Annotated in this window: 17 protein-coding genes; 11 read left to right on the forward strand and 6 right to left on the reverse strand. The window is 70.1% G+C overall.

From position 1 onward, the window contains the following. Window positions 1-26: 26 nt before the first annotated feature. Window positions 27-704, reverse strand: a complete 678-nt coding sequence (locus OIC96_RS45080) for an AIM24 family protein (protein WP_330302256.1) — start codon at window positions 702-704, stop codon at window positions 27-29. Between the two features lie 148 nt (window positions 705-852). Beyond that, window positions 853-1,416 (reverse strand): NAD(P)H-dependent oxidoreductase, encoded by a 564-nt coding sequence (locus OIC96_RS45085; protein ID WP_330302255.1) that lies wholly within the window; start codon window positions 1,414-1,416, stop codon window positions 853-855. A gap of 116 nt (window positions 1,417-1,532) precedes the next feature. Here OIC96_RS45085 and OIC96_RS45090 point away from each other — a divergent pair, with 116 nt between their 5' ends. Next, window positions 1,533-2,192: a TetR/AcrR family transcriptional regulator gene (locus tag OIC96_RS45090; protein WP_330302254.1), complete on the forward strand. Its 660-nt coding sequence runs from the start codon at window positions 1,533-1,535 to the stop codon at window positions 2,190-2,192. A gap of 33 nt (window positions 2,193-2,225) precedes the next feature. Next, window positions 2,226-3,359, forward strand: coding sequence for a sulfite oxidase (locus OIC96_RS45095; protein WP_330302253.1), 1,134 nt, complete (start codon window positions 2,226-2,228; stop codon window positions 3,357-3,359). 48 nt (window positions 3,360-3,407) lie between these two features. On the opposite strand, the gene OIC96_RS45100 is transcribed toward OIC96_RS45095, so the two are convergent. Next, complete coding sequence (locus tag OIC96_RS45100; RefSeq protein ID WP_406502233.1) at window positions 3,408-4,577, reverse strand: glycoside hydrolase family 64 protein; 1,170 nt, start codon at window positions 4,575-4,577, stop codon at window positions 3,408-3,410. A gap of 346 nt (window positions 4,578-4,923) precedes the next feature. Here OIC96_RS45100 and OIC96_RS45105 point away from each other — a divergent pair, with 346 nt between their 5' ends. The 4 genes from OIC96_RS45105 to OIC96_RS45120 all read left to right on the forward strand — a co-directional run bounded on the left by OIC96_RS45105 (window position 4,924) and on the right by OIC96_RS45120 (window position 9,598). Further along, window positions 4,924-5,610: a FadR/GntR family transcriptional regulator gene (locus tag OIC96_RS45105; RefSeq protein WP_330302252.1), complete on the forward strand. Its 687-nt coding sequence runs from the start codon at window positions 4,924-4,926 to the stop codon at window positions 5,608-5,610. Continuing rightward, window positions 5,607-6,989 (forward strand): hypothetical protein, encoded by a 1,383-nt coding sequence (locus OIC96_RS45110; protein WP_330302251.1) that lies wholly within the window; start codon window positions 5,607-5,609, stop codon window positions 6,987-6,989. Before OIC96_RS45105 ends, OIC96_RS45110 begins: the two co-directional genes overlap by 4 nt. After that, on the forward strand, window positions 6,986-8,839 hold the full coding sequence (locus OIC96_RS45115) for a GMC family oxidoreductase (RefSeq protein ID WP_330302250.1): 1,854 nt from the start codon (window positions 6,986-6,988) through the stop codon (window positions 8,837-8,839). The genes OIC96_RS45110 and OIC96_RS45115 overlap by 4 nt, the downstream gene beginning before the upstream one ends. A gap of 126 nt (window positions 8,840-8,965) precedes the next feature. Further along, on the forward strand, window positions 8,966-9,598 hold the full coding sequence (locus OIC96_RS45120; RefSeq protein ID WP_330302249.1) for a hypothetical protein: 633 nt from the start codon (window positions 8,966-8,968) through the stop codon (window positions 9,596-9,598). Window positions 9,599-9,731: 133 nt separating this feature from the next. On the opposite strand, the gene OIC96_RS45125 is transcribed toward OIC96_RS45120, so the two are convergent. Beyond that, the gene (locus OIC96_RS45125) at window positions 9,732-10,016 is read right to left on the reverse strand and encodes a hypothetical protein (protein ID WP_330302248.1); all 285 of its coding nucleotides are present in this window, start codon (window positions 10,014-10,016) and stop codon (window positions 9,732-9,734) included. Here OIC96_RS45125 and OIC96_RS45130 point away from each other — a divergent pair. Further along, window positions 10,015-10,422, forward strand: a complete 408-nt coding sequence (locus OIC96_RS45130; protein WP_330302247.1) for a DUF4232 domain-containing protein — start codon at window positions 10,015-10,017, stop codon at window positions 10,420-10,422. The two genes, OIC96_RS45125 and OIC96_RS45130, sit on opposite strands and share 2 nt — an antisense overlap. A 115-nt stretch (window positions 10,423-10,537) precedes the next feature. Here OIC96_RS45130 and OIC96_RS45135 read toward each other — a convergent pair whose 3' ends face one another. Both OIC96_RS45135 and OIC96_RS45140 read right to left on the reverse strand, forming a co-directional pair. Then, window positions 10,538-11,002 carry a pentapeptide repeat-containing protein gene (locus OIC96_RS45135; RefSeq protein ID WP_330309965.1) on the reverse strand — a complete coding sequence of 155 codons (465 nt, stop codon included), beginning with the start codon at window positions 11,000-11,002 and terminating at the stop codon, window positions 10,538-10,540. Between the two features lie 54 nt (window positions 11,003-11,056). Next, window positions 11,057-13,165 carry an alpha-galactosidase gene (locus OIC96_RS45140; protein ID WP_330302246.1) on the reverse strand — a complete coding sequence of 703 codons (2,109 nt, stop codon included), beginning with the start codon at window positions 13,163-13,165 and terminating at the stop codon, window positions 11,057-11,059. A 184-nt stretch (window positions 13,166-13,349) separates the two neighbouring features. Between OIC96_RS45140 and OIC96_RS45145 the strand changes: the two genes are divergently transcribed. The 4 genes from OIC96_RS45145 to OIC96_RS45160 are packed head-to-tail and all read left to right on the forward strand — an operon-like array spanning window position 13,350 to window position 17,738. After that, window positions 13,350-14,525, forward strand: a complete 1,176-nt coding sequence (locus OIC96_RS45145) for an ROK family transcriptional regulator (protein ID WP_330302245.1) — start codon at window positions 13,350-13,352, stop codon at window positions 14,523-14,525. Window positions 14,526-14,546: 21 nt separating this feature from the next. Then, complete coding sequence (locus OIC96_RS45150) at window positions 14,547-15,860, forward strand: ABC transporter substrate-binding protein (RefSeq protein WP_330302244.1); 1,314 nt, start codon at window positions 14,547-14,549, stop codon at window positions 15,858-15,860. 25 nt (window positions 15,861-15,885) lie between these two features. Further along, window positions 15,886-16,824: a carbohydrate ABC transporter permease gene (locus OIC96_RS45155; RefSeq protein ID WP_330302243.1), complete on the forward strand. Its 939-nt coding sequence runs from the start codon at window positions 15,886-15,888 to the stop codon at window positions 16,822-16,824. Beyond that, window positions 16,821-17,738 (forward strand): carbohydrate ABC transporter permease, encoded by a 918-nt coding sequence (locus OIC96_RS45160; RefSeq protein ID WP_330302242.1) that lies wholly within the window; start codon window positions 16,821-16,823, stop codon window positions 17,736-17,738. Before OIC96_RS45155 ends, OIC96_RS45160 begins: the two co-directional genes overlap by 4 nt. Window positions 17,739-17,754: the final 16 nt, after the last annotated feature.

A 17,754-nucleotide genomic window follows, 5' to 3' on the forward strand; every position in this document is an offset into this window, starting at 1 on the left:
GCGCCCTTTCGTCCGCGGCCTGGGTGTCAGTGCTGCTGTGCCTTCTGCGGCGTCACCTCGCTGGGACGCACGACGACGTAACCCTCGCCCTCCAGCTTCAACTGCACCGCCTCACCGGAACCGCCGCGGATCATCGAGCCGATCGACTGCGAGCGGTGCAGCGAGGTGTGCAGATGGGCGGTCCAGCCGACGACGGCGTCCGTGTCGACGTACACCGGCTGCTGCTGCGAGACGGGTATGACCAGCGGGTTGCCCTCGCAGATCAGTCCCAGACCGCCGTGGCCGGTGAAGACGCTGTTGAACAGGCCGCCGCCGGTGATGCCCGCGCCCTTCACGGTCTTTATCTCGTACGACAAGGTGGCGTCGAAACACAGGACGTTGCGCCCGTTGACGGTGAACACGTCGCCCGGCTCGATGCCGACGATGAAACAGTTCTGCGCCTCGTGCGCGAACCAGGCCTCGCCCTGCCCGCGGACGGTCATCAGCGGCAGCCCCTCACCGGTCACCGCCCGCTTGAGCATGCCGCCCACGCCCTGGCCCTTGCGCTCGAACTGCAGATTCCCCCGGTAGGCGACCATCGCCCCCTGCCGTGCCCGCATCTCGCCGTTGACGGCGTACTTGATGGACTTGGCGTTCTGAATGGTCATGCCCGGCGCGACGGCGGGCTGCACCATGTGGTCACTGGAAAAGAGATCACCCTTCATGCGGGCATCTTGGCGCGGAGGATTTCGTTCCGCCAAGATCCAGGAGACGCCGGGGACATACGGTGGCGGTCTTGAGACACGCGGTGGCGATCTTGAGACATACGAAAGGGCCGGCCCGGCTGAACCGGACCGGCCCTCACGGGAGTTGTCAGGCGGCGGCGACTTCGCCGACCTGGGTGTGCAGACGGCTGACGACCTCCGTCAGCTGGGCGGCGACCTCGGCGTCGTCGACCGGGTGGGTCTCGGCGAAGCGGACCACGGAGCCGGGGATGGAGAGCTTGACGTCCTCCAGGACGGTGCCGCCCGCGATGCCCACGGCCTTGCGGGCGTCGTCCTGCGCCCATACGCCGCCGAACTGGCCGTACGCGGTGCCGACCACGGCGACCGGCTTGCCGGTGAAGGCGCCGGCGCCATACGGGCGGGACAGCCAGTCGATGGCGTTCTTCAGCACGGCCGGGATCGTGCCGTTGTACTCGGGAGAGAAGAGCAGGAAGGCGTCGGCGCGGCCGGCGGCCTCGCGCAGCCGGGCAGCGGCGGCGGGCACGCTGCCCTCGACGTCGATGTCCTCGTTGTAGAAGGGGATCTCGGCCAGGCCCTCGAAGAGCTCGACCTCGGCGCCTTCCGGGGCGAGCTTGACGGCCGCCTCGGCGAGCTGGCGGTTGTGGGAGCCGGCACGCAGGCTGCCGACGAGCGCGAGGATACGTACAGACATGAGTAACTCCCGAAGCTGAAACATTGCCGCAATAAAGCGGACCGAGGTCCGTTTAAAGTTGTAGCACTGAAGCGGACCGGAGTCCAGTTTTCCCCGTGTGCCGTTACGCTGGCTTCATGTCCACCCCGCTCCCGCCGTTCCCGAAGCGACAGGAACCGTCCGACGAACCCGTGCTGACGGAGCTCACCGCGCCCGGTGACGCCCCGCAGCTGCGCGCCGACGCCGCACGCAACCGCGCGCGTCTGCTGGAGGCCGCCGCCCGGCTGGTGGAGGAGCACGGGGTGGCCAATGTGACGATGGAGGCCGTCGCCGCAGAGGCCTCGGTGGGCAAGGGCACCGTCTTCCGGCGCTTCGGCGACCGCACCGGCCTGCTGATGGCGCTGCTCGACCACACCGAGCAGCGGTTCCAGGCCGACTTCATCAGCGGTCCGCCCCCGCTCGGCCCCGGCGCGTCACCGGCGGAGCGACTGCACGCCTTCGGCTGTCGCGCCGTGCGCCAGACCTCCGAGCGGCTCGACCTGTACCTCGCGGCGGAGCCCGACGCCTCCCGCCGCTTCAGCTCCGCCCCGTACCGTGTTCGCTTCATGCACGTCTGCATGCTGCTGCGCCAGGTCCGCCCGGCCGCGGACATCGAACTCGTCGCCCAGACCCTGATGGGATACCTGGAACCCGCCCTGATCCACCACCTGAGCCGCCAGCGCGACATGCCGCTGGAGCGCCTGGAGTCCGGCTGGCACGACCTGGTGGACCGAAGTATCCGTCCGCCGTCCGCCTAGCCTCCGCGCGCCGGGAAGGCGGACAATGCGGGCATGGGTCATCGCCTCGACGATGTGAGTGGACCTGCCCGGCTGGCCGGCCCGGAAGAGGGCGTCAGCCAGGAGGAGCTGGCCCTCGCCGCCCGGAATCATGGGATGCCGCTGGAGGCTCTGCGGTACGACGTCACGCCGCCGGGTCTGCACTACGTACTGACGCACTACGACATCCCCTACGCCGCGAGTTCCTCGTGGCAGCTCACGCTCGGGGGACGGGTGCGGCGGTCGCTGCTGCTGGGGATCGCTGACTTGAAGGCGTATCCCGCGGTCACGCAACGGGTGACGCTGGAGTGCGCGGGCAATGGGCGGGCCCTGCTGACGCCCCGGCCGGTGAGTCAGCCGTGGCTGGTGGAGGCGGTCGGTACGGCGGAGTGGACCGGCGTGCCGTTGCGGGTGCTGCTCGCCGAGGCCGGCGTCGAACCCGGGGCGGTGGACGTGGTGTTCACCGGGGCCGATCACGGTGTCGAGCGCGGGGTCGAGCAGGACTACCAGCGTGCCCTTCCGCTGGACGTGGCCATGAGCGGCGAGCCCGAGGTGCTTGTGGCGTACGGGATGAACGGCGCCCCGCTGCCACCCCAGCACGGACATCCGGTGCGGCTGGTGGTGCCCGGCTGGTACGGCATGGCACACGTGAAGTGGCTGCGCGACATCACGGTGTCGGACACGCCCTTCACGGGATTCCAGCAGGCCGTGGCCTACCGGCTGCGGCAGGGCGTCGGCGACGAGGGCGAACCGGTCACCTGGATCGCCCCGCGTGCCCTGCTGATCCCGCCCGGCTTCCCGGACTTCATGTCCCGGACCCGGGTGGTCCGGCCGGGTGTCGTGGCGCTGGAGGGCCGGGCCTGGTCGGGGCGCGCGCCGGTGACCGGGGTCGAGGTGAGCCGGGACGCGGGACGGTCCTGGTCCGCGGCGCACCTGGACGGGGGAAGCGGCCCGCGTTGGGCCTGGCGCCCTTGGCGCTTCGACTGGACGGCCACACCCGGCCACCATGTGCTCAGCGCGCGGGCCACCGACGCCGAGGGCCACACCCAGCCCCTGGAACAGCCGTGGAACCGGGGCGGCTTCGTCAACAACCTCGTCCAGCGGGTCCCCGTGCTCTGCCTCGATCCCGATCCCGACGACGGGATGTGAAGGGGTGGCGGAGTCCCGCGCGGGACTCCGCCACCCCGGAACGATCCGTCAGCTGAACGGATCCAGCGTGATGTAGGCCTGTTGCGGATTCCCGTCGTGGACGAGCGACTCGTAGTTGCCGACGTCGTCGAAGGCGAACGCGTAGGCCTTGCCGTCGGCCATCTGCGCGTGGATCTTGCGGGCGTACTGGTTGGTCACCGTGTCCTGGTAGAAGTTCGCCGAGGTGGTGTCGGGCTGGTTGGGATCGACCAGGAGTGTGGAGCGGTTGAAGCCCGCGCACAGCGTGCGTGAAATGGGGCCGCGCACCAGGTCGTTGGGCGCGTCGAGACGCTTGTAGCAGCCGAAGATGCTGTCGGAGTCGGGCTTTTGGAAGCTGGTGACGACGGCTCCGGCACTGTTGGTGAAGTTCATGACGTCACCGGACACCCGGCCGTAGTACTTCGTGTTCGGCTGGTCGGCGAACGGCGTCACCGTGAGCGTCGACGAACTGTACTTCTGCCACACACGGTTGACGTAGTCGTCCATGACGGTGCCCGGCAGCGCGCCCGCCTCGATGCCGTGGCCGGGAGCGAGGGCCCGCAGGACGGTGCCGTCGGACCGGGTCTGGATCAGATTGGCCCAGCCGCCCGGCTGACCCCGCAGGGCGTTGAAGAACCCGTTGTACCCACCTGCCTTGAGGTGGCCGGTGTTCTTCGTCGTGCCGTCGGCGAGCTGGACTCCGACGGCGTAGGGCGCGGAGAACATGTCGACCTGTGTGCTGTTGATCCACAGTCCGGAGTCATTGAGTGTGTACTCGGACCAGTTGAAGAGGATGTTGCGGTTGGGGTCGCTCGGATTCTGCACGGCCGGCTGCACCAGGCCGCCGGTCGTCAGCCGGAAGTCGAGCTTCTGCCCGTAGGAGAAGTAGATCCGTCCGGAGAACTTGGGGATCCGGATCGTCTTCGACTGTCCATTGGCCGGCCCCGCGATCGACGCGTCGGGCGCGGGCGTCGGGGGATTGCCGCCCGCGGGCCAGGCGTGGAACGTTCCGTTCGCGTCGGCCCAGCCCTGCTGGCCGGTGGACAGCAGTGTGCCGAGGTCGTAGATGTAAATCGGGTCGCTGCGGCCGGAGTTGTTCGTGAACTTCAGCGGGATGGTCGCCGGGACGGCGGCCTCGGCCCGGGACGGGGCCCCGAACGTCAACAGCGCCGCGGTGAGCGTGGCCGCCGCCGCTGCCAAGGCCCGCCAGGTGGGTTTTCCAGGCACTCTCTTCCTCCTTGATGTGGGGGTTTCAGCGAGGTGGATTCCTGCGGACGACAGTCGTCCGGTTCCTCTTGAGAGCGCTCTCAGAATTCTCCCGGGCGGCGTACATGTCAACGATTCACACACAATTGGTCTGGTCCAACTTCCGTCGCCCCAGGACAGTGAGCGGATCGAACGCCTCCTCGGCCTGCCGGACGAGGAGTGGCTCGCGCTCGGCTCGGCGATGAGCGGCTAACGGCCGTTTGTGGAAGAGGGGTTGACCGAGAAGGACGGCCACTGGTTCAGTGGATCATCCACTCATCCACTTGCCGGAGGGGGAACCGTGGAGGCACTGCCCCGCGAGACCATCGTGGACGTCCTGGAAGACCGGCTGCGCACGGACATACTCAACGGCCGTCATCCGGCGGGGAGTTACCTTCCTCCGGAGCGTCAACTCGCCGACGGTTACGGAGTCACCCGGACCACGCTCAAGCACGCCTTCGGCCGGCTCGTCCAGGCGGGCCTGCTGGAAACCCGGCACGGTGTGGGGACCCGGGTGCGCGACTATGCCCGCCTGGGCGGCGCGGACCTGCTGCCCATGCTCGTGCGGCACGATGCGAAATGGGTCCACGAGATCTTCGAAGTGCGGCGTGGTGTGGGGGCGTTGATCGCCGAACGGGCCGCGGCGCGAGCCACCCGCACCCAGCGGGCCGAACTGCGCGCGCTGCTGGAAGCCGTACGGGAGGCCGACGGCGCCGACGCGGTGCAGCTCGCCGACGTCGAGGTGCACCGTGCCCTCGCCCGGGCCACCGGCAACCGTGTCTACGTCCTGCTGACGAACACGCTCTTCAACGCCTACTTGCCCGTTCGCTCCCTGCTCAAGGGGCCCTTCACCGACCCGGCGGCGGCGTACGAACGGCTGGCCCCGGTGGTGGAGGCGGTGACATCCCAAGACGCCCGGCAGGCGCACACGACAGCCGACGCCTATCTGCGGGCGACCGAGCGCATCATGCTGGACGGTCTCGCATGAGGGGTACCGCGTTCAAGGAGACGATGCTCGGCACGGTCCGGCTCGACACCGAGACAGGGGAGCGCCGCATACGCCTCGACCTGCGCGCCGAAGCCGACGGGATTCTGCGCCCGCATCGCACCACCCGGGCGCGCGTGACCGGCCGCGTTCGGATCGCCGGGTTCGCCGACGCCCCTGACGCCGAGGGCGAGTTGGAGGTGTCACCGCTGGCCAGGCGGCGCATCCGCTACCGACTGGCGTTCACCGCCGACGGCCGCGGCCTCACCCTGGACGGCTGGAAGTCCGTCACCGCGCGCCGCCCGTTGGAGTCGATGACCGTCCTGCCGTTCACGCTGTACGAGGGTGACGCGCGGGCCGGCGAGGGTGTCCTGCGCTTCCCGCTCGCGACCGGCCTCGCGCCGTTCCTCCTCAGCTTCCGCTTCCCCCGGCGCGAGAGCCGGTCCGAGCACTTCGCGCCGCGCTGGAACGGCACACCGGGCCGCACCGAGGTCTGGTACACCACGCTGACCGATCCGGCGAGCGGCACCGGGATCTGGCTGCACCACGAACTGACCGCGCCCGCCGACGGATCCGAACCGTTCGCCCACGGATGGGTCGCGGCGTTCCCCCGCGAGGGCGAGGTGCGGCATGCCCGCTTCGGGCCCGTTCCCTGGACCCGGCCCTCGGACGGGTTCGCGGGAGACAAGGTCACGGCCGACCCGGGGCAACTCGCGGGCAGCGCGGGTGACTTCCACTGGAGGCTCACCGAACGCCCGCAAGCACCACCCCTGTTCACCTTCCCGCGCTGGTCCTGGCGCCGCCCCCTGCTGCCCGCCGCCCAGATGCTCCCGGCCGCGCGGGCCACGTACGACGGCGAATTCTCCTACGGGGAACACACCTTGACGCCGCGCGGCGCACCCGGCGCCTCGGCGCGCATCTACGGGCACGGCAACGCTCACCGGTGGACCTGGCTCCACGCGGAGCTCGGTGACGGCGACGTCCTGGAGATCGTCGCGGCGGTGTCCACCCGGCCGGGCCTGCGGCGGCTGCCTCCGCTGGTGTTCCTGCGGCTGCGCCGCCAGGGCAGGACCTGGCCGCGACGGGCGGAACGGTCGGCGGTGGGCTGGCTGGGCGTCGGGCGGTTCCGGGCCGCGTTCGGCCTCCCCGAGTGGACGGTGACCGGCCGGACGGCGCTGCGCCGCATCCGCGTCGAGGTCGACCAGCCCGCCGAACGCACCCTCACCCTGGAGTACCGCGACCCGGACGGAACCCGCGCGGTGTGCCGCAACAGTGAGTCCGCCGACGCCCGCATCGTGCTGGAGCGCTGGTGGGGCCGCTGGCGCCCGGAGGCCTCCTGGGTCCTGGACGGCACCGCGCACGCCGAGGCGGGCGAGCGGTGACCGCCGACGGATTCGTTGCCGCGCTGCTCGCCGACACCGGTGACGAGAGCTGGCCCGCACGCGTGCCGCAGCGGCTCGACACGGTGCTCGCCGCGCTGCCCCGGCCCGCCCGCGCCGGGCTGCACACGGCCGTCGCGGCCCTGGAGACGTACGCCGTCCTGCGCACAGGCAGACGCCTGGCCGCACTCGCCCCCGACGAACGCGAGAGCGTGCTCGGCTCGCTGGCCGCACACCCCCGGCTCGCCCCGCTGCTCGACGTCCTCAAGGTGCCCGTGTTGCTGGCGGCGGGAACCGAGCGCATGCCCGCCACGCCCGCCGCTGCTGTGACGGCACCCGCGGACCCGCCCCTCGACTGCACCCCGGCGCACGAGTGGCCGACACGCTCCACCGCCGATGTGGTGGTCGTCGGGTCCGGCGCGGGCGGTGCCGTGGCCGCCCGGACGTTCGCGCGCGCCGGACTGAGCGTGGTCGTCCTGGAGGAGGGCGAACACCACTCGACGGCCTCCTTCGGACGCCGGACACCACTCGACCGTTTCGCCGAGCTGTACCGGGACGGCGGCGCCACCGTCGCCGTCGGCAACCCGCCGCTGCTGCTGCCGGTCGGCCGCGCGGTCGGCGGCACCACCGTCGTCAACTCCGGTACCTGCTACCGGACTCCGGAGCATGTGCTGGACCGATGGAGCAGTGCGTACGGGTTCGGGCTCGCCGAGGGCCTCGGGGCCCGGCTCGACGAGATCGAGCGCACCCTCCGCGTGGCCACCCAGCCGCTCGACGTGCTCGGCAACAACGGCCTGCTCGCACTCGCGGGCGCCGAGCGGCTCGGCTGGCGGGCCGGACCGCTGCGCCGCAACGCGCCCGGCTGCAGGGGCTCCTGCCAGTGCGTGGTCGGCTGCCCCACCGGAGCCAAACAGAGCGTGCAGCTGTCCGTCCTGCCCGACGCCTGCGCCGCGGGGGCCCGGATCGTCACGGGCGCGCGGGTCCGCCGCGTCCTGGTGGACCACGACGGACCGGGAGCACCGCGCGCCGCGGGCGTACAGGCGCGGCGGCCGGACGGCAGCGAACTGGAGATCCTCAGCCCGCTCGTCGTGACCGCGGCCGGAGCCCTCCAGACACCGCCCCTGCTGCGCCGCTCAGGCCTCGGCGGACATCCACGGCTGGGCCGCAACCTCAGCGTGCACCCGGCCACCAGCGTCGCGGGACGCTTCACCGAGCCGGTCACCGCCTGGCAGGGCGTGCTGCAGAGCGCCGGAATCGAGGAACTGCACGACCGCGGCGTCCTCATCGAGGCGACCGCGAGCCCGCCGGGGATGGGAAGTTTCGTCCTCCCCGGTCTGGGCCGCGAGCTGCGGCGCGAACTGGAGGACGCGGACCATCTCGCGACTCTCGGCGCCATGATCGCCGACCGCCCCTCCGGCCGGGTCCAGGGCAGGGACCGCACCCTCGTCCGCTACGACCTGGACCCCCGTGACGGCGACCGGCTGATGACCGCTGTACGCGCCATGGGCCGCCTGCTCTTCGCGGCGGGCGCCGAGGAGATCCTCACCGGAGTCCCCCGCGCCCCGCGCGCCCGCTCGCTGGAGGAACTCGACGACCTGCTCACCGGGGTCACCGCCCGCGACCTGCATCTCTCGGCGTTCCACCCCACCGGCACAGCCGCCGCCGGCGCCGACCCGCAGCGCGCCCCCACCGACCCCGAGGGCCGACTCCGCGGCACCCACGGAATCCTCGTCACGGACGCCTCGGCCCTGCCCAGCTGCCCGGAGGTCAACCCCCAGCTGAGCATCATGGCGGCGGCTCTGGCGATCGCGGAGACCTGGCTGGAACGGGAGGGCGGCCCGGGAACCCCCTGAGGCTCCGGCCACTCCAGGCCTTCCCTCGTCGCACCGGACACTCCAACGGTCCAGCGCCGTTCGCGGAGCCCGGTCCCGGCACGGAGCATGAGGGAGTCCCGTAGGCAAGGAAGAGGACGAGCCCCCATGAGCACACGCACCGCCGACGCCCGAGGCCGATCGAGCCGATCACGCCGGATCGCTGTCCTCCTGGCCGCGTTCGCGTGCGGCTCCGTGCTCGTCTCGTGCAGCACGGACAGCAACGACAGCGGCGGTTCCTCGGTGAGCCTCCCCACCGCGCCGAACGCGTCGAACTTCAGCGGGTCGGCGCCGTCCGCCCTGGCCTCGGCCGCCTCCTCGATCATCGGCTCCGCCCGCGCCTCGGCGTCGGCGGCAGCCTCCTCCGCGGCGGCCGCGGCGTCGGCGTTCGAGGCGTCCGTCTCCGCCGACACGGCACGCGCCAGTGCGGCCGCGAAGAAGGAGCTGAAGGACGTACAGGGGAGCGGCAACGCGACGTCCGAGGTCGCCATGACCGGCCTGCCCAAGGCAGAGACCGGTGGGCTGCTCGCCGTGCTCGTCACCATCACCAACAAGACCGACCAGAAGGCGTCGTACGCCGTGCAGATCGACTTCAAGGACTCCGATGGCAAGGTCGTGGAGACCAGGTACGTCGGCGCGGAGAACCTCGACCCGGGGAAGCGGGCCCAGCCCATCGCCATCAGCAGGCAGCCCTCCGAGCCCCAGCTGACGGCTCGGCTCACCAAGGCGCAGCGGTACTAGGCCGCCGCCCGGGACATGGTCTGTCACTGTCATGTCACAGACCCTTGAGCAGGTGAACCCCGCAAGCCGCCCATGCACTCTGAAGCCACGAGTGCCGGTGAGCGACCGGCGCCTGAACTTCTACTTCGGGGGACTACATGCAGTACGCGACGGGTATGCGCAGAGGCGCTCTGGCGATGGTCACCGCGTCGGCGGCCACACTGCTCATGACCGCGTGCCAGCCGGGCGGAAGCGGAACCGGGGCGGCCAGTTCACCGTCGGGCGTTCCGGCCAAGCCGGCGGCCTCCAAGTCCAGCGCCCCGACGTCCGCGCCGTCGGGGCCCGCCACGACCGCACCGTCGACCCCCGCCGGGACCCCGACATCGACCCCCGCCACGAAGACGAAGACCTGTGGCGTGGCGGACCTGGAGGCGTCCATGTACCAGGCCGCCGTCCGGCCGGACGGCACCGGAACCGGGGCGGCGATCGTCGAGTTCACCAATGTGTCCGCCAAGCCGTGCACCGTCCAGGGCCATCCGACCGTGGCGGGAGCGGGCAATGGCTCCCCGGCGAAGAACCATCCCCTCACGGTGACCGCCGAGGGCTCCGCGTCCACGGTGGTCGTCGCACCGGGCGGCAAGGCATGGACCAAGCTGACGTTCGTCCAGGTCCAGGGCGAGGCCGACGGCTACTGCGCATCCGGGTCCACGCCCGTCACGTATCCGACCCTGGTGGTGGGCCTCCCGGCCGCCGGATTCCACCAGGTCGCCCTTGACGACGGTGTACTGGCCGAGTGCGACGACACGGTGACCGTCACCGCCGTTTCCGCCACCAAGCCCTCCTGACCGCACGGCTCGCCACCACAGCGGGCGTTCCGTAACCGCTGTGGTGGCGTACGTGTCGCGGTCGACGGCATGGTCGTACGACTCGCCGGCTCGTCCGTTCAACTCTTTCAGTCGGCTATACGGAACTGGGCGCCTGCGTGCGCTCGTCGGCGCCGTCGCCCCGGATCTCCCATTCGCCGGGCTCCACTTCCACCGACCTGGTCATGATCGCCGGATAGATGGCGGTCGGCCACTTCGTGCCGAGCGTCCAGCGCGCACCGAACAGCCGGGTGTGGGACAGGTTTGCCCTGATCAGGTTGGCGCCGCGGAGGCTGGCGCTCCGCACATCGGCGTGACTGAGGTCCGCGCCACGCAAGTCGCTCCCGTCGAGCTGCGTCCTCTGCAGATTCGCGCTCTTCAGGTTCGCTTTGGAGAGATTGGCGCCGGACAGCTGACCGCGTGACAGGTCAACGTGTTCGAGGTTCGCACCGCTCAGATCGGCGTTCAGGAGATTCGCCTCGCTGAGGGCCGAGTTGCTCAAGTCGGAATTGCTCAGGTCGGCGTCCCGCAGTTCGGCGCCCTGGAGGCGGGTCGAGGCCAGCTTCGCGCTTCAGTAACACTACGTAAGCCGTCGATCGTCGCGGTCCCTCCGCCGTCAGCCGTCCATTTCCCGCACCAGGTGCACCGCCATGCTCGACCAGTCGCCCGGCGGCAGATCGAGATGGAGCCCGTACTCGCCGAGCACGGTGGCGTGATGGACGGTGCCGATGCGGGTGTCGCGGTAACGGGTACCCGGGGTGAGGGCACGCAGGCGGACCGGCAATTGGGGCGCTCCGTGGCGGGTGACACGGCGGTACGCGAGCAGCAGGGCTTCGGAGGCATCCGGTGCCGTGTACTGGACCACCGATACGGAGTCCTCGGCAGGTGCCGACAGCCGGTCCAGTCGCCCGTGCTGCACCAGATGGCGCACCTTCTTGTACTCGGCCACCAGGGCGGCCCCCTCCCGCATTTCCTCCTCGGACCAGCGCGCGAGATCGCCCCCGATGCCCAGCGCCCCGGCCATCGCGACGTGGAAGCGGAAGCGCAGCGGAACCGTGCGGCCGGTGAGCTGGTTCGGTGTGTCCGTGACCCACGAGCCCATGGTGCGCGCGGGATAGACCTGGCCGTAGCCGTGCTGGATCCCCATCCGGTCGGCGGCATCGGTGTTGTCCGACGCCCACGTCTGGTCCGTACGGGACAGAATGCCCAGGTCGACCCGGCCGCCCCCGCCGCTGCACGACTCGATGCGCAGCGCCGGGTGGTCCGCGCGCAGGCGGTCGATGACCTCGTACAGATTGCGCACGTACTGCGGGCCGAGCCGGTCGGCGCCGTCCTGCCGGCCGGGCCAGCCGGGCTCGCTGAACGCCCGGTTCATGTCCCACTTGAGGAAGTCGATGCCGTGGTCGCCGACCAGTCGCGTCAGCCAGCCGTACGCCCAGTCCGCGACGTCCCGGCGAGCGAAGTTGAGGACGAGCTGGTTGCGCAGCTCGGAGCGCGGGCGATCGGTGAAGTGCAGGACCCAGTCCGGGTGTTGGCGGTACAGGTCGCTGTCCGGATTCACCATCTCGGGCTCCACCCACAGGCCGAAGCCCATCCCGAGCCGGTGCACGGCCTCGACCAGCGGTGCCAGCCCGTCGGGGAAGCGGTCGGGGGCGGGCGTCCAGTCGCCCAGGCCGGCCCGGTCGCTGCGGCGCGCCCCGAACCAGCCGTCGTCGACGACGTACAGCTCGACTCCGAGCTCGGCGGCCCGTTCGGCGAGCGCCTTCTGGCCGACCTCGTCGACGTCGAAGCCCGTGGCCTCCCAGGAGTTGTAGAGCACCGGGGCGACCTCGTCCGGATGCGGCAGGACATGGGTCAGGGTGTACGTGTGCCAGGCGCGACTGGCGGCGCCGAAACCGCCGTCGGTGAACAGGCCCGCGAACGGGGGAGTGGTGAACTCCTCGCCCGGCGAGAGCGGCACGGCCGTACCGTCATGGCCCAGGCCACCGGTGAATCCCGCGTGCCCGTCCGGGGTGCGCTGCGCGGTGATCCGCCAGCTCCCGCTCCAGGCGAGAGCGGCGCTCCACACCCGGCCGTGTTCCTCTGTCGCCTCGCCCCCGTCCAGCATCACCCACGGGTTCGCGTGATGGCTGGTGATCCCGCGGCGGCTCGTCAACACCGTTTCCCCATAAGGGAGTTGGGATCGGTGCAGTTGGGTCTCGGCGGACCACTGTCCGGTGACACGACTGAGCCGGTAGTCCCGTAGTGGGGGCAGGGTCCATGCGGCCGAGTCGGCGCGCAGCAGGGTGACGGGCTCGTCGCCGGCGTTGCGGACGACGGTCCAGCGCTCGATGACGTCCGTGTCGCCGCGCAGGCGGTAGTGGAGCGCCACCCGCAGGGGGTAGTGGCGGTCGCGGAAGGACAGTTCCAGCTCGCCTTCGTGGACGCGATGGCCGGTTGGCTGCCATTCGAAGGCGCGGGATCCGTCCGCGAACCGGACTTGCAGCGACGGCGGCCCGTAGCGCGTCCCGCTGTCTACGGGAAGTTCCTCCCCGGCGGGGGGTCTTCCCTCGAAACTGCTGGTCGGGACGGGCCGCGGCAGGGTGAGTTCCTCGGCCTCCGCGAGCGTCAGGCGTGGGCCCCATCCGAGATGGCAGGGTGCTCCGGTCTCGTCGATTCTCAGCGCGTACGACGTGCGCGGTGTGTCCAGCAGCCAGACCCCGGTGTCCGGGGCGAAGGAGATCATCGAGAGGCGTCCTCACGTTCCGGTGGTGCCACGAGATGCTCGAAAGCCAACCGCGACCTTCGATCACATGTCAACACCCCATCTGCATCTATCATTTGCAGGTCACTGGACCGTCAAAGGTGGCTCTCAAGATAATCCTGCTTCTTTCATTGACAGCAGAAAATAAGGGACTTAGGTTCCGGCCATGCGCTCGACCTCTCGCACCGAGGCGTTCCCGGCACACACGCCGGCCGCCGCTCAGATCTTCACCACCGTGCTGTCGCACGGCCCGCTCACCCGCTCGGAGATAGCCGGACGGACGCGGCTGTCGGCGGCGGCGGTCACCAAGGCGGTCCGGCCCCTCATCGAGGCCGGATACCTCTTGGAGGACGTCGACGAGGACACGCGGCAGCCGTCCCTCGGGCGGCCCGCCAACCCGGTGCGGGTCGACGGCGGTAGGGGTCTGTTCATCGGCGTCAAGATGACGGGCGACGAACTGATCGCCGTGCTCACCGACTTGTGCTGCCGTATCAGGGTCGCCCGGCACATGCCGCTCACGACCCACGATCCCAGGGCGGTGCTGGCCTTGACCGCGGGGCTCGTCCAGGAGCTGCTGACCGAGGCCGACGGCTTCGGGGTGCCGGTTCAGGGACTGGGCATCGCGGTGTCCGGCGATGTGGACCGCGCGGCCGGAGTGGTGCGCTACTCGCCGTTCCTGGAGTGGCGCGACGTACCGCTCGCCGAACTGGCCGCGATGACCACCGGGTTGCCGGTCACCGTCGACAACGACGTCCGGGCGCTGACCGTCGCCGAGCAGTGGTTCGGCGCCGGAGTGGGCCTGTCCGACTTCGCGGTGGTGACCGTCGGCGCGGGCATCGGCTGCGGCCTGGTGGTGCACGGGCAGGTCGTCTCGGGCGCGCACGGCGTGGCCGGCGAGATCGGGCACGTCGCCATCGACCCGGCCGGGCCCCTGTGTCACTGCGGCAACCGCGGCTGTGTGGAGGCGATCGCCGCGGACTCGGCGATCGTCGGCCGGATCCGGGAGGTCACCGGCGTACAAGTGGCCGACGCAGCCGAGGCCTTGGAGCTGGCGCACGACGGTGACCCCGGAGCGCGCGAGGTGTACGCGCGGGCGGGGGAGGCGATCGGGCGGGGCATCGCGACCGTGGCCAACCTGCTCGGCCCCGAGCGAGTGATCATCTCCGGCGAGGGCCTCGCCGCCTACGACCTGTTCGCCGAGCAGATCCGCGACGCGTTCACCGCGGCCGCCTTCGGATCGGCCGCGCGGTGCGATGTGCGGACCCGCCCGCTGCCCTTCGAGGAGTGGGCGCGCGGGGCCGCGGCCACCGCGATCCAGTCCTTCATCAGATCAGACACGTAACCGCACGCACGAGGAGTAACGATGACGCAGCAGAGCCGCGATCACCTGGCTGCGCGGGGACCAGGCCGGCGCAGAGTGGTCGGTGGGCTGTTCGGACTCGGCGCGGCCGCACTGGGGGCGCCCGTCCTGAGCGCCTGCGGTGGGGGAGCGGGCGCCGACCCGAAGACGGTGACCTTCGGATCCAACGGCGCCGACGCCACCCCCAAGAAGGCCTACGCCGCGGTGACCGAGGCATTCGCCAAGGACAGCAGGCTGAAGGTGAAGACGAACACCGTCGACCACGACACCTTCCAGAAGAGCATCTCCACCTACCTTCAGGGCACCCCGGACGACGTCTTCACCTGGTTCGCGGGCTACCGCATGCAGTACTTCGCCCAGAAGAAGCTCTGCAGCCCCCTCGACGACGTATGGGACAAGATCGGTGCCGGCTTCAGTGACGCCACCAAGCAGCTCTCGCGCGGCGAGGACGGCAAGTTCTACTTCGTGCCGCTGTACAACTATCCGTGGGCCGTGTTCTACCGAAAGAGCCTCTTCCAGGAGCGCGGCTACCAAGTCCCGCAGAAGTGGGGCGAGTTCATCGCGCTCGCCCGGCAGATGAAGAAGGACGGCCTCGCCCCGATCGCCTCCGGATACGGCGGCGGCGACAGCTGGAGCATCCTCGGCGCCTTCGACTACCTCGACCTCAGGGCCAACGGCTACGACTTCCACATGTCCCTGATGCGCGGCAAGGTCTCCTGGACCGACAAGCGGACCGTCGCCGTCCTCGACCTGTGGCGTGAGCTGACCCCCTACTACCAGCCGAGCGCCGGCGGCCGCTCCTGGCAGGACGCCGCCCAGTCCCTGCTCGACAAGAAGTCCGGTATGGCCGTCATCGGGCTCTTCCTCGGCCAGCAGATCACCGACGAGAAGATACGCGCCGACATCGACTTCTTCCCCTTCCCCGAGATCGAGGCCGCCCACGGCCAGGACGCCGTCGAAGCCCCCACCGACGGCTTCATGCTCAGCCGCAGGCCCAAGAACGAGGACGGCGCCAAGAAGCTCCTGGAGTTCCTCGGCGGCGCCCACGCCGAGGAGTCGTACATGGGTGTCGACCCGAGCAACCTCGCCGTGAACGAACAGGCCGACACCGGCTCGTACAACGCACTCCAGAAGAAGTCCGCAGACCTCATCGCCTCCGCGCGGCACATCAGCCAGTTCGCGGACCGCGACAGCGACCCCGGCTTCATCTCCACCGTGGTCCTCCCCGGCCTGACCCAGTGGCTCGGCCACCCCGACGACGGCTCGGGAACGCTGAAGAAGATCGAGTCCCAGCGCTCGCGCTTCTTCACGGCCTGACCAGGACCGGAAAGGTCGCCCCCACGTGTCCTCCGCCCCCGTCACGCCCGTCACACCCAAACGCTCCCGCGCCCGCCGGCTCGGCCCCGGCGACCGGCTCTTCCTCACCGTCGTCATCGGCATCCCGCTCGCCGCCCTGCTCTTCTTCGTCTGGCTGCCCGCACTGGCCTCCCTGGGACTCTCCTTCACCACCTGGGACGGCATCGACCTGGCCGACATCCACTGGACCGGCCTGGACAACTACCAGCAGATCTTCACCAACTACCCGCCGTTCTGGCCCGCGGTCCGGCACAACGTGATCTGGCTGCTGTTCACGGCGCTGCTGCCCACCCCGTTCGGCATCTTCCTCGCCTATCAACTCGACCGGAAGATCCGCTTCACCAGGATCTACCAGACCGCGATCTTCCTGCCGATGGTGCTCTCTCTGGCCGTCGTCGGTTTCATCTGGGAGATCATCTACAACCCGGACACCGGACTCCTGAACGGCATCCTGAACGCGGCCGGTTCGGGTCACCACATCGACTGGCTCGGCAATCCCGACCTCAACCTGTGGGCCGTACTGGTGGCTTCGGGATGGCGGCACACCGGCTACATCATGATCCTCTATCTGGCCGGACTGAAGGGCTTCGACCCGGCGCTCAAGGAAGCAGCCGCGCTCGACGGCGCGAACGGCCGCCAGACCTTCCTGCGCGTCGTCTTCCCCGCCCTCAAACCGGTCAACATCATCATCCTGGTCGTCACCGTCATGGAGTCCCTGCGGGCCTTCGACATCGTCTACGTCCTCGGCGGCGGCGTCGGCAGCAAGCCCGGCATGGAGCTGCTGTCCCTCCTCATCACCGACAACATCATCGGCGAGTCCAGCCACATCGGTTACGGCTCCGCCCTCGCCGTCGTCCTGCTCCTGGTCTCCCTGGCCGCCATCGGGACGTTCCTCGTCCAGACCGTCCGCAAGGAGGACCAGTGACCACGACGGCGACGCGGCCCGCCTCCCGAACGCGGGAGCCCCAGACACGGCAGACCCCCGCGGGACCCCGCCGCCAGACGGGCCGCCATCTGATGCTGGCCGGCATCGCCCTCCTCTGGCTCGTCCCGCTCCTCTGGGCCATGTACACCTCGCTGCGCCCCTACTCGGACACGGCGAAGCACGGCTATCTCTCCTGGCCGCACAGCCTGAGCCTCGGCAACTTCACGGACGCCTGGCAGCAGTCCGGGATGCCGCACTTCTTCTGGAACTCCGTCCTCATCACCGTCCCGTCGGTCCTCGGCACGCTCCTCTTCTCGGCGGCCGTCGCCTTCTTCGTCACCCGCTTCGACTTCCGCTGGAACATCGTCCTGCTGATGCTGTTCACCGCCGGCAACCTGCTTCCGGCGCAGGTCCTCATCACCCCGCTGTACCGGCTCTACCTTCTTGTCCCGCTTCCGCAGTGGATGAGCGACTCCCTCCTCCTCTACAACTCGGCCTGGGGCATCATCGCGATCCACATCGCCTACCAGTGCGGGTTCTGCACCTTCGTCCTCAGCAACTACATGAAGACGATTCCCCGGGAGATCTCCGAGGCCGCGCTCGTCGACGGCGCTCCCGTCTGGCGGCAGTTCTTCCAGATCATCCTGCCGCTGTGCCGACCGGCGTTCGCCGCACTCGCGACGCTCGAATCGATCTGGATCTACAACGACTTCTTCTGGCCGCTCGCACTCATCGAGACCGGCGACAAGCGCCCCATCACCTCCGCCCTGGCCAACCTCCAGGGCCAGTACTTCACCAACCCCAACCTCATCGCGGCCGGTGCGCTGATGACCGCGATCCCCACGCTGCTGGTGTACTTCGCGCTTCAGCGCCAGTTCATCAGCGGACTCACCATCGGCTCGGGCAAGGGCTGAGCCGCCGGAAGGCCGG

Source organism: Streptomyces sp. NBC_00775 (assembly GCF_036347135.1).
Lineage (GTDB): Bacteria > Actinomycetota > Actinomycetes > Streptomycetales > Streptomycetaceae > Streptomyces > Streptomyces lutosisoli.

Coding starts and splice junctions, on each gene's coding strand:
- OIC96_RS45080 (WP_330302256.1), bottom strand. CDS start 704: ATGAAGGGTGATCTCTTTTCCAGTGACCACATGGTGCAGCCCGCCGTC.
- OIC96_RS45085 (WP_330302255.1), bottom strand. CDS start 1,416: ATGTCTGTACGTATCCTCGCGCTCGTCGGCAGCCTGCGTGCCGGCTCC.
- OIC96_RS45090 (WP_330302254.1), top strand. CDS start 1,533: ATGTCCACCCCGCTCCCGCCGTTCCCGAAGCGACAGGAACCGTCCGAC.
- OIC96_RS45095 (WP_330302253.1), top strand. CDS start 2,226: ATGGGTCATCGCCTCGACGATGTGAGTGGACCTGCCCGGCTGGCCGGC.
- OIC96_RS45110 (WP_330302251.1), top strand. CDS start 5,607: ATGAGGGGTACCGCGTTCAAGGAGACGATGCTCGGCACGGTCCGGCTC.
- OIC96_RS45120 (WP_330302249.1), top strand. CDS start 8,966: ATGAGCACACGCACCGCCGACGCCCGAGGCCGATCGAGCCGATCACGC.
- OIC96_RS45130 (WP_330302247.1), top strand. CDS start 10,015: ATGTACCAGGCCGCCGTCCGGCCGGACGGCACCGGAACCGGGGCGGCG.
- OIC96_RS45125 (WP_330302248.1), bottom strand. CDS start 10,016: ATGGACGCCTCCAGGTCCGCCACGCCACAGGTCTTCGTCTTCGTGGCG.
- OIC96_RS45140 (WP_330302246.1), bottom strand. CDS start 13,165: ATGATCTCCTTCGCCCCGGACACCGGGGTCTGGCTGCTGGACACACCG.
- OIC96_RS45145 (WP_330302245.1), top strand. CDS start 13,350: ATGCGCTCGACCTCTCGCACCGAGGCGTTCCCGGCACACACGCCGGCC.
- OIC96_RS45150 (WP_330302244.1), top strand. CDS start 14,547: ATGACGCAGCAGAGCCGCGATCACCTGGCTGCGCGGGGACCAGGCCGG.